General features: G+C 48.3%; 8 protein-coding genes. 4 read left to right on the plus strand and 4 right to left on the minus strand.

All coding sequences use genetic code 11. The features are described 5' to 3' along the window. Positions 1-162 precede the first annotated feature (162 nt). The 3 genes from V2H45_RS05025 to V2H45_RS05035 all read right to left on the minus strand — a co-directional run bounded on the left by V2H45_RS05025 (position 163) and on the right by V2H45_RS05035 (position 4,840). A complete protein-coding gene (locus tag V2H45_RS05025; protein WP_330482528.1) occupies positions 163-2,478 on the minus strand; it encodes a glycosyltransferase family 2 protein in 2,316 nt (771 codons plus the stop codon). Between the two features lie 436 nt (positions 2,479-2,914). Then, positions 2,915-3,649: a DUF4079 domain-containing protein gene (locus tag V2H45_RS05030; protein ID WP_408648731.1), complete on the minus strand. Its 735-nt coding sequence runs from the start codon at positions 3,647-3,649 to the stop codon at positions 2,915-2,917. A 123-nt stretch (positions 3,650-3,772) separates the two neighbouring features. Continuing rightward, positions 3,773-4,840 carry a DMT family transporter gene (locus tag V2H45_RS05035; RefSeq protein ID WP_330482530.1) on the minus strand — a complete coding sequence of 356 codons (1,068 nt, stop codon included), beginning with the start codon at positions 4,838-4,840 and terminating at the stop codon, positions 3,773-3,775. A 636-nt stretch (positions 4,841-5,476) separates the two neighbouring features. On the opposite strand from V2H45_RS05035, the gene V2H45_RS05040 reads away from it, so the two are divergent. From V2H45_RS05040 to rlmN, 4 genes are all read left to right on the plus strand, one after another. Beyond that, the gene (locus tag V2H45_RS05040) at positions 5,477-6,328 is read left to right on the plus strand and encodes a FecR family protein (RefSeq protein WP_330482531.1); all 852 of its coding nucleotides are present in this window, start codon (positions 5,477-5,479) and stop codon (positions 6,326-6,328) included. Beyond that, a complete protein-coding gene (locus tag V2H45_RS05045; protein WP_330482532.1) occupies positions 6,309-8,735 on the plus strand; it encodes an EAL domain-containing protein in 2,427 nt (808 codons plus the stop codon). Before V2H45_RS05040 ends, V2H45_RS05045 begins: the two co-directional genes overlap by 20 nt. A gap of 47 nt (positions 8,736-8,782) precedes the next feature. Continuing rightward, positions 8,783-9,322 carry a L,D-transpeptidase gene (locus tag V2H45_RS05050; protein WP_330482533.1) on the plus strand — a complete coding sequence of 180 codons (540 nt, stop codon included), beginning with the start codon at positions 8,783-8,785 and terminating at the stop codon, positions 9,320-9,322. A 66-nt stretch (positions 9,323-9,388) separates the two neighbouring features. Continuing rightward, positions 9,389-10,432 (plus strand): 23S rRNA (adenine(2503)-C(2))-methyltransferase RlmN, encoded by a 1,044-nt coding sequence (gene rlmN, locus V2H45_RS05055; RefSeq protein WP_330482534.1) that lies wholly within the window; start codon positions 9,389-9,391, stop codon positions 10,430-10,432. Positions 10,433-10,453: 21 nt separating this feature from the next. On the opposite strand, the gene V2H45_RS05060 is transcribed toward rlmN, so the two are convergent. Next, positions 10,454-10,909 carry a hypothetical protein gene (locus V2H45_RS05060; RefSeq protein WP_330482535.1) on the minus strand — a complete coding sequence of 152 codons (456 nt, stop codon included), beginning with the start codon at positions 10,907-10,909 and terminating at the stop codon, positions 10,454-10,456. Positions 10,910-10,998 lie beyond the last annotated feature (89 nt).

Genomic DNA, 10,998 nt, shown 5'->3' on the forward strand with positions numbered 1-10,998 from the left:
CCCCCAGCCCCCCTTGAAAAAAAAGGGGGGAGAACCCACTTTCCTTTTTCAAGGGATGCCCGATAGGGCAGAGGGATCGAACCCCTCGGTTCCAGCAAGTTGGCTTGCTTTGTTCCGAAATCCTTAACCCGAAATACTGCTATACACGCTCTCATGGAAGACTTACCCTTGAGAAACCGCGATCGCATTGCGTTCGGTGCGACTACCAAATAGCGCTTTGGGCTTGATCAGGTTTTTAAATAGCAACCATAGCGAAGTCAGTTCCCCAGGGGCATATTGACGTTTCCACTGACCGGGACGGCAAAAGAGCAATTCCACTAGGCAGCGGTGTTGAGCTAAACTCACCTGCTCAAAAGAGATTCTCGCCATTGGGAATCCTTCACTAAACCCAGTTCCCGTCATCTGTCCTTGCAACTTTAGCCCTTCCTCCATAATTTCCATTACGATCGGCAAGGTTTCGCCTTTGGGAATGGCAGGTAGCCCCGATTGCGTCAGTAGAACCGTAGCACCGACCTCCGAAAGCGCTGAGGTTACACCCCAAAACTGGGTTCGGATGGGGATCGAGGTATGATTTCTATCTGTATCATCTTTTACTTCGATTTTGACTGTACGGCGGAGATTGAACCATTCGTAAGCATCGGGCTTGGGCAAATCGAGCATTACCAGTAAGGCTACGCCTAACAAAATCAGGTTGTAGGTGCTCCAAAACCAACCGAGATCTAGCCCCTTAACTTCTGCGAGGGAAGTTGTATAGTTGGACATATGCATCATACATTTGCCAAGGTTGAGCCATAGGCTAATTGCTGTGGCAACGAATAAAATCGCTAGTGGCAAGGCTAGATTCCAATTAAACCGCACGCGATCGCTTTGGGTTCCCTTAGGCGTAACTTTAAACCCCTTAGAAAATGGATTGAGCATGGTTTGAATCACAGTGGCGGCAAGGGGGAAGCACAGCACCACATCATAGATATCCGATAGGAAAGCCGAGCGGCTGCGATCGCTGAGCCATGAAAACACGATCAAATGCACGACATATTGCGGCAAGAAATAAAACACCACTTCCTCAGGTGTGGCTCTGACTGGAATCACATTCAAAAAGGAATAGGCAAGCGGGATTAAAAGAAAACCTACCCTTGAGAGACTGGTAAACCAATGCATGATCCCTGTGAGGTGGGCGATCCGTTGCATGGGGCTGAGTCCCGGAATTGTGAGGGGATTCTCTTCGATAAAGAATGCCTGTAGCGTTCCTTGCGCCCACCGCAATCGCTGCGTAGCTTGCGCGCCCATATCATCGGGGGCAGCGCCAGCGCTGAGCTTTTCATCTAAATAAACCAGACGATAACCCTTACCAGATAGTCTCACGGATGTGAAGTAATCTTCGCTGAGGGAACTGGTGACGAACTCTCCACCCGTGCTCTGAAGCGCTGCACGACGCATGACAAAGGAAGTCCCCGCACAGACAACGCTATTTGTGCCATCTCGAACGGGTTGAATTTGTCGATAAAACACCTCTTGCTCTGGCACTAGAATATTCTCTAAGCCGAGGTTGCGCGCGATCGGATCGGCGCTGTAATAGCTCTGGGGAGTTTGTACCAGTGCCACCTTTTCGTCTTGAAAGAAGCCAACGGTGCGATTGAGAAAATTTCGCGTGGGGACAAAATCAGCATCAAAGCAAACGATCAAATCGCCGTGGGTACGCGCGATCGTGTGGTTTAAATTGCCCGCCTTGGCATGGAGATTGTCGGGACGGCTCATATATTCACAGCCCAGTTCTTCTGCCAATGCCTTGATCTCAGGTCGGCGCGTATCATCGAGCAGATAGATGGTTTTATGGGGGTACTCCATTGCCTGACAGCCCACTATCGTGCGCCGCAGAATAAATTCAGGTTCGTTATAGGTGGGCACAAACACATCGACATGGGGGACAAAAGTACCATCCAGAACGGCTTTCGTCACCTCATCCGCCTCAGAGCGACGATCGCGGGTTTGTACCAAGAGAAACAACTGCAAGACCCCATTAAAAATGGTGAGCATTTCTAGAATGAATAGCCCCATGCTAAACACACCGTCCAAAGCATTGCCCACATTCAGGGTCGAGAGCGATCGCCAAATCACATAGCGAATCGTCAAGATCAGCAAAATTGCCACCACGGCAAACCGCGACCAGACTTTAGGTTTGGGCGAGACTTGGGTAATGATAAATGCCAGCAGTCCCAGTGCGATCGTCGGTGCAATCAAAAATTCCCCCGTCACCATGGGTACTTTGAGCCACATGGGGGGATTTCTCTGCAACCATTGGATCTGCCAGAAAATTTTGCTAACGACACCTTCTTTAGTAAACCAAGCTGCAGCAATCAAGCCACAGAAAAGAATGATGCCAAGCATGACCAAGGTGGCCGTTTGGGGACGAAAAACACTTCGGATATCTGGGGCGTCAAACTTACTGGCGTGGGGTTTAGAAGCAGTAATTTCTTTCATGAGTTCGGGGTTACAGCATCAAGACAACATCAGAAAGTCTTTATTAGGTTTCTAGAGTGACGGATCGTAGAATCCTTTCTGGGTAAAAATAATACGAGCAATAAATTGATTCCGACGTATCAGGGAAAGCGATCGCTGGTAATTTTCTAAAATCTTGAGCGACGTAAGTTATCGCAATTTCATTGGAATTTGCAACAAACTGAGATTGGAGTTTTGCTAGCGAATTACTGAAGATGAAAGCTTTATTTCAAAATCAGAATTTGTATATTATGAAAATTTCAAGAATCAGGCATATTCTCCACTAGGAAAATCCAGATATCTTATGAATTTTTTACCACTAATTTAGGACTTCTACATAATAAGCGATCGCTTAAAGTAAACCTGCCTGACAACTCAGAAGACTCAACCCAACTCTCTTGAAGCATAGCGATCGCTTCTACTTGTTGGGAGTAGGACAAGTTTTAAACTCAAAATTGCAAGAGTAAATATATGGTTCTTGCCAACTGAACGGAATTGACAAAAGATCTCTAGTACCCGTGAAGGCTTGAGCCAAAAAGAGCAACAGGGCAAAGCAATTTAAAATTACGTGAACCGTACGCCAACGATTGCTGCGATCGCGATAAATATCTTGAATAATCGCCAAAGAGAAGATCATGAGTAAAGTGGCAGCCATACCAAAGTAGAAATGCGACCAAAACCATTCGTTATCAAGCCGAAAAATTGCCCCAAAGCCTTTTCGAGCAAATACCGTATCCTGAAACCCTAATAGCAGTACGCCCAAACTTGCCAACACTGTAAAAATAACGATCCAGAGCCGTTGTCGAGCCCGAAACAGACAAACCAAAGAGCCAATGGTTGCGACGAACAACAACGCCAAGATCGCTACCTGTGACGGTTCTTTATCGAGCAGATTGTTTTTGAGAATATATTTCACCGAAGGATGAAGCATACCCAGTAGACATAGCCCTACTACGCCTCCTGCCAACCATCGCCCATACTTAAGATGTTCTGGACCCACTAAAGGTGGAATTTTACTTTTACCTCCCCCTGTGGTCTCAAGACGGCGTTGGCGGGTTTGCCATGCCATATTAACCACAATACCAATGAGAGGAAATACGATCGCAACGGCAATAATGGGGTGAATCAACCGAAGCAGATCAGTTAAGTCCAGATTCATAACGGGGTTACCTCAATTTAATAGCTTAGCTATATTAAATACGCCACAGGTTCGAAATTAGATTATCAAATCTTTAACGTAATGCTTGGGTTTCGTCTCGACTTTAATTCTGCAAGTTTATTCTTGAAGGGGGACTGTTTCGATTTGTCGCTGATTGACTTCGTTTAAAGTAGGGCTTAAAGCGGGTTGTAGCGAACCTGCAAGCTCAGGTAAAACTTCGGAATTCGGATTGGTGTCAGATTTGAGATCAGTCTCAGTGGGTGGCGATTCGCGCATACTGACTAGATAGATACTAGCTAAGGTTAAAAACACACCTAACCACTGGATTTGGGTGAGCATTTCACCTAAAAATATGCGTCCAAATAGCAGGGCAAATACTGGCGTTGAGAAGGTTAAAGCGCTGAGTGTGGTGAGACTGCCCGATGAGGCGAAATAGAAAAATAGACCATAGGCGATCGCACTGCCCATTAGGGTCATGTAAGCCATACCCACCCAGCCCCATGCACTCACCTGCTGCCATCGATTTACCTCAATTTGCCCAGACAAAATCAACAGAGGAATGCCACCCAAAACCATGTGCCATCCAGTCGCTGCCACAGGATCGGCATAACGCACCACAGGGCGAATCAAAATTGTGCCGATCGCCATCGATAGCGAAGCCCCTAGCATCAGCCATTCCCCAAGGGTAAAAATGCCTGCTTCCCAGACAGTTGCCCAGTTTCCTACAGCGATCGCATTTAGCATTTCCGTGGGGAGCCCGATTAAACCAATTCCAAACACCCCCAACAGTAGACCGAAGGTTGCCCCAACCCCAATTCTCTCCTTGTAAAGCACCGCTGCCATCACTGCCACTGCCAGAGGTTGCGAATCAATCAAGAGCGATCCTAAACCCGCACCTGTGCGGACGAGTCCCAATGCCAGAAATCCCTGAAACATGGTGCCATCCACCAGAGCAAATGCCAAGATCCACAGCCAAGCTTGCCAACTTTTAGGTTGCGGTCTGCCTAACCAAGTTGCTAGACCCACAAGCAACATTCCTGCGGGAATTAACCTCACTGCTGCTAAAAACAGAGGACTGGTTTGCGGCAGCACTGCCTTCATCACCACCATTGCCGTTCCCCACAAAAAGAAGGGTAAAATTACGAAGGCAGACTGACGAGAAAGCGCAGGGAATTGCATTTGCATTGTTTGAGTTGGTCTAGGACGACACCTAGCGTTAGGCTGGAGTTAACTTAAACTAATGTTAACAATTCTAGCGAAAAACTTTACATTTGGAAGCAGGCGATCGTCTCCGATCCAAAGGCTTCTCGAAGGGGCAATTCATGAATTGCATCTACGATTCTAGACATACGATTCTATGCAGCAGAAAGAATCTCTCAGGCATCATTTAGGATCCTAGATCGCTGGCAGCAAGCGAATTCTCCCCAAGTGCATTGAGTTTGGGTGTGCCCCACCCCTGTATCTTGGGCATAAAACAACTTGGTTAATTCTTCCGCTGAGTTGAGTGTCGAGCGATCGCTTGTGGGTATCTTGTCCTTAAGTTTAAGCGTTTTGGTTATCTTGCCATAGGGTTCAGTTAAGTTCGCAGAATTAGGGACTGGGAAAGCAAAATTTCTTAAAGTTCGCCAGAATTAGGGATTTAGAGATTGAGGATTGTGGATAGCTCCTTAAAATGAAGTCTATTGAAATATCTTGTCCATCCAGCGTTTGCAAATATAGAGGTTGCTGGTAGCTTTCTCCCAAAACCCCAAGAATAATAATTTTTACGAGAAAAAATAATAGTTATTATGAGGCTAGCGGATTCTGAATTGAGGTGTAAATTTGAACGGTAAGCTGGGCTCAAGCCTTTGGGGATACGGCATTGCCAGCATTCTTTGCTGCTTTTGGGGCAGTGAGGCTTTAGCGCAACAGTCTTTACAGGTGCGTACCGATCAATGGCTACAGGTCGAGCAGGTACGTGGCGCTGCTGTAGTCAGGAACCGCGATGGCATTCATCAGGCGCAATTTGGCGATCGCTTGCAAGATGTGGGCGATGAAATCTCGACAGGCAATAATTCCAGTGTGGTATTGAGGGTCGATACAGCGATCGGCTTCGTTCAAGTCGCTGAGAATACGACCCTTCGCATTTACTCCTTGCAAATGGCTTCAGACAACGGACGGATTACACAGTTGCAAATCTTGCGGGGTAGAGCGCGGTTGCAAGTCAGAAAGTTTACCAATTTTGGCTCCCGCCTTGAAATATTTACGCCGACAGGAGTTAGTGGTGTCAGAGGTACGCAATTTGCAGTAGGGGTAGATCCAAGGGGCAAAACGACCGTGGCAACTTTAGAGGGGCGTGTCATGACAGAGGCGCAGCGTCAAGGTGTTTTGGTCGGAGCAAGACAGCAAAATTTCACAATACCGGGGGAGCCGCCCAGTCCAGCGACTGTCCTAAATAACAATCCACAGTTGTACTATGAAGTGATTAGGAATGTTAAAGGTTCCAATCGCCAAGTGTGGCTATCTGGGAAAATCGATCCGACCCATATGGTTACAGTCAATGGCATTCCTCAAAGTACCGATCGCTTGGGTCGCTTTTCAGTTCCATTTCCTGCTACTTCGCATATTCGCGCTGAAGTCATCGTAACCACTGCTTTGGGAAATCGGCGAGTTTATGAAATTACGCTTCTATAATCTAGCTCTACGCTTGTTGCCAGGCGGTGTGGCGATCGCGATCGTTGCCATTCTGCTGCAACTGTCTGTCTTTCAGCCTTTGGAATACCTCGCCTATAACAGCTTTACCAATTGGCGGGGCGAAAAGCCTTGGGACAACCGCATCGCGATTATTGCCATTGATGATTGGAGTATTGAGCGATTGGGGCGGTTTCCTTGGTCGCGCGATCGCTATGCCCAGCTTTTACAAAAACTGACACCCGCTAAGGGTAGCGTCGTGGCAATCGATTTGCTGTTCTCAGAGACAAGCCCACTAGACAAAAAACTTGCCGATGCCATGGCAGGACATGGCAGGGTGGTGCTTGCTAATGCAGGGACGCAGGAAGGGCAGTTCTTGCCGCCAACCGAGGTTCTAGCCAACGCCGCGATCGCCACAGGGCATATTCGCAAACATGAAGATATTGACGGAGTGACCCGAAAAATCAGCCTGCAAGAACAGGGCGAGCCCTCTCTAGCCCTATCAGCGCTTCAAGCTTATACGTTGGTGCGCGCATCGCCAAAATCCCTACCAGACTTAAATCGTCCCCTGTGGCTCAATTGGATACAGAGATCGCAGCAGATGCAGCAATATTCCTTTGTGGATGTACTGGAAGGCAGGGTTCCCATCAGTACATTTCAAGACAGGATCGCGATCGTGGGTGTTGCTGCCACGGGGCTCGATCCCCTGCCCACACCCTTCGATCGCAATCCCCCAGCCCATGGGGTTCATCTCCATGCCGCCATTTTACAAAACCTGCTGCAAGGCAATGCCCTGCAAGTGGTCGATCCCATCTGGTCTTGGGCGATCTTGCTTTTGGGTGGGGGACTGTTTTCGCTGTGCTTGCCCCGTCGCAACCCAATCCAACGCCTCATAGTTAGCATCGCAGCGATCTTGGGCTGGGCAATTCTTAGCTTTATCTTGTTTGCGAATGGCTACTGGATCCCAACGGCGATGCCGATCTCCCTATTTGTCCTTACTGCCAGCGCGATCGCATTGCAAGAGCAACTGCGGAGCAATCGCCTTCTGCGAGAGGCAAATGCCCATCTGACTAGGGATGCCTTTTACGATCGCCTCACTAACCTGCCCAACCGCGCCCTTTTTGTCGATCGCCTCCAACATGCCCTCGATCTCAACCTGCGGCATCCCTACCTATTTGCCGTTATGTTTCTCGACCTAGATCGGTTCAAAACGGTGAATGATAGTTTCGGTCATTTAAGCGGCGATCGTTTACTGGCAGCCGTTGCCTATCGGCTAAATACCGCAATGCGTCCAGAAGATACCTTGGCAAGGTTTGGTGGCGATGAATTTGCCATTCTCGTAGAAGGGCTCACCGATTTAAGAGATGTGGTTGTAATTGCCGAGCGCATTCAAGAAGCACTTACCAAACCCCTCTTGGTGAACGAACGGGAAATGATCGTTACCGCCAGTGTCGGTATTGCCATTAGTTCGGAACGCTATCTTCGCTCTGAGGAAATGCTACGCGATGCCGATATTGCCATGTATCGCGCCAAATCCTTGGGTAAGTCTTGCTATCAAATTTTTGATGTCTCCATGCACGATCGGATTTTAGATCGGCTGCGGATGGAGAACGATCTGCGCCGCGCGATCGCCCAGACTTTCTCTTTAGAAGATCCCCAAGCGGTTCCAGAACTGCGTGTGGTCTATCAGCCAATTATTTCGCTCGAAACCTCAAAGGTCTCTGGGTTTGAGGCATTGATTCGCTGGCAACATCCCGAACTAGGCCCGATCTCACCCGCTGACTTCATTCCCCTTGCCGAGGAGATGGGGCTGATTGTTCCCATTGGCTATTGGGTGCTGCGTCAGGCTTGTGCTCAGGTTCATGCTTGGCACGAACGCTTTCCTAGCGATCGCAATCTCACCCTCAGCGTCAATCTTTCGCCAAGGCAATTTTTGCAAGCCGATCTGGTCGAACAAATTGTCAAAGCCATTCAGGAAACACAGTTTTCTGTAGCCTGCTTGCACTTGGAAATTACGGAAACCACGATTTTTAAAAATGCTACGCTCGGCGCAGACATCCTTGCCAATCTCAGGAAGTTGGGCATTCAGGTATATATTGACGATTTTGGTACGGGTTATTCCTCGCTCGGCTATTTACATCGCTTTCCCGTAGATGGGTTGAAGATCGATCGCTCCTTTGTGCAGGATGATGATTGCCTCAAATCGGGAATCGTGCAAACGATTATTACGCTTGCGAACCAACTCAAGCTGAGTATTGTGGCAGAGGGTGTGGAAACCCTTCCCCAACTAGAAAGTCTGCGCGTGATGCTGCATGAAAGCGGACAAGTGCAAGGCTATTTCTTTTTTAAACCCCTAGAAGCAACGGAAGTAGAAACGCTTCTGGGCACAGGGTTGAAGCGTCAATCCTAATTTTTGAGATAATGATAGCTAGAATCTAGTTTGGGAGACGCACCCCTATGCAAAACTCGTTCAATTCCTCAAAACGCAAACCTTCGCCAAAATCTTGGCAAGTTCCATGGTCGCGACTTGCTAGCACGGCTTTGATCGTTGCCGCGATCGCAGTGGGGACAAATACTTTTTTAACACCCCCAGAATCTGCGGCTAGCAACCCCAACGCTACGGTTGCCAGTCTCAAGCGTTCCGAAAGACGTTGGATTGAAATTAGGTTACGCAGTCAACGCCTATTTGCTTGGGAGGGCGATCGGCGCATTATGGCTGTAATTATTTCCACAGGTAAAGCTGGAACTCCCACGCCCACAGGTTCCTTCAGCGTTCAATCGAAACATCGCGTCGCCAGAATGCAAGGAGAGGACTATAACGTGCCTGATGTGCCCCATGCCATGTACTACTCCGGTAACTATGCAATTCATGGTGCTTATTGGCATAACAGTTTTGGCATTCCCGTCAGTCATGGTTGTATCAATGTTGCCCCCGATCATGCAGCATGGCTGTTTAATTGGGCAACAGTAGGTACACCTGTGGTCGTAAGAGATTAAATAAACTCCAGTTTTCGATCCCCAGACTACAATAGTGGGTGGATTATTTTATTTTTAGGAAGTCGGATGACTACTTCTGTCGCTGCAAAAAACACACCGCTTTTGGGCTTATCTAAAGCAGAGCTGAGTGATTGGGTCGAAGAACGCGGACAACCTCGCTATCGGGGCAGCCAACTCCACGACTGGCTTTATCACAAAGGCGTGCGTAGTCTTGAGGAAATCTCAGCATTTCCTAAGGCTTGGCGGCAGCAAGTAGCGAAAACCTTCGTGGGGCGATCGCAAATTCATCTGCGCAAGCCGACCCCTGACGGCACGGTCAAGTATCTGCTGAAACTAGAGGATGGGGCGATCGTTGAAACGGTGGGTATTCCCACCAGTAAGCGACTAACTGTCTGCGTCTCTAGTCAGGTGGGTTGCCCCATGGCTTGCGACTTTTGCGCTACAGGTAAAGGTGGTTTTGAGCGCAACTTGGGCAGACATGAAATTATCGACCAAGTGCTGACTGTGCAAGGTGACATGGGACAGAGGGTGAGTCATTTGGTGTTTATGGGCATGGGCGAACCCTTGCTCAATGTCGAAAATCTCGTTGCTGCGATTCAAGTGCTCAATCAAGATGTGGGGATTGGTCAGCGTAATATCACCGTTTCCACTGTCGGCATTCCCAATCAGATCGTACGTTTCGCCAAAAGCAACTTGCAGGTTACCTTGGCAGTGAGCCTTCACGCTGCCGATCAAGCACTGCGCGAGCAGATTATTCCTTCGGCAGAAAAATATCCGATTGAGAGTATTTTGAATGACTGTCGGCAGTATGTGGAAATGACAGGACGACGGGTGAGTTTTGAATATACGTTATTGTCAGGTTTGAATGATTCACCACAGCAGGCTACCAAACTAGCGCAACTGATTCGCGGCTTCCAGAGCCACGTTAACTTGATTCCCTACAATCCGATCGCGGATGCTGACTACAAGCGTCCCAGCGATCGCGCCGTCAAATTATTCGCCCAAACCTTGATGGATTTGAATATCACCGTGAGCGTTCGTCGCACGCGGGGTTTAGAAGCTGATGCTGCCTGCGGACAACTTCGCAGTCAAAAGAATTCATCTCGTTAGCTCCCAAAAACTCTGTGACTACTAACCGCATAGGGCGCTATTGGGTTTCCAAATTGCTCTGAAGGTTCCTTGTTTGCGATCGCCTTGCTTTGTAACAAAGTCAAAGTTGCCTTCGACCGGTTCAGATTCTTTAACCCGCTTAAATCCGATCTGACCTGTTAATACCGAAGGAGTGCCAAACTGTGTCACAAATCTCACCCTACCTATGCGTGACGACTCCGTTAACGTAAAACTAACGGGCTCGTTAAAAGCAGGTGCTTGCCAAATCGCGACATCAATTGTGGTAGTTGAAGATTTTTGGTCGTTACTATCTGTAAGCGTAATTCTGAATGCAGATCCATCCCAAGGTGCGCAATCATGTCTGATTTCAGCATTCCAGTTTGGGCGATGTTGGCGTGCCTCACTTTTAGCCAGATTAGATTGGCAACTAACGGTGAGAAATAGGGTGAGTAACACTGCCCTGATGGATAGGTGCATAGATCGCGTGCCAGAAAATATGTCTTTAGCCTATCAACTGGACTTTGGACTAAAAAAAGAAAAAAAGGCAGCAGGTGCTTGGCACAAAC

The organism is Tumidithrix elongata BACA0141 (genome assembly GCF_036349135.1).
Taxonomy (GTDB): Bacteria; Cyanobacteriota; Cyanobacteriia; order Pseudanabaenales; family Pseudanabaenaceae; genus Tumidithrix; species Tumidithrix elongata.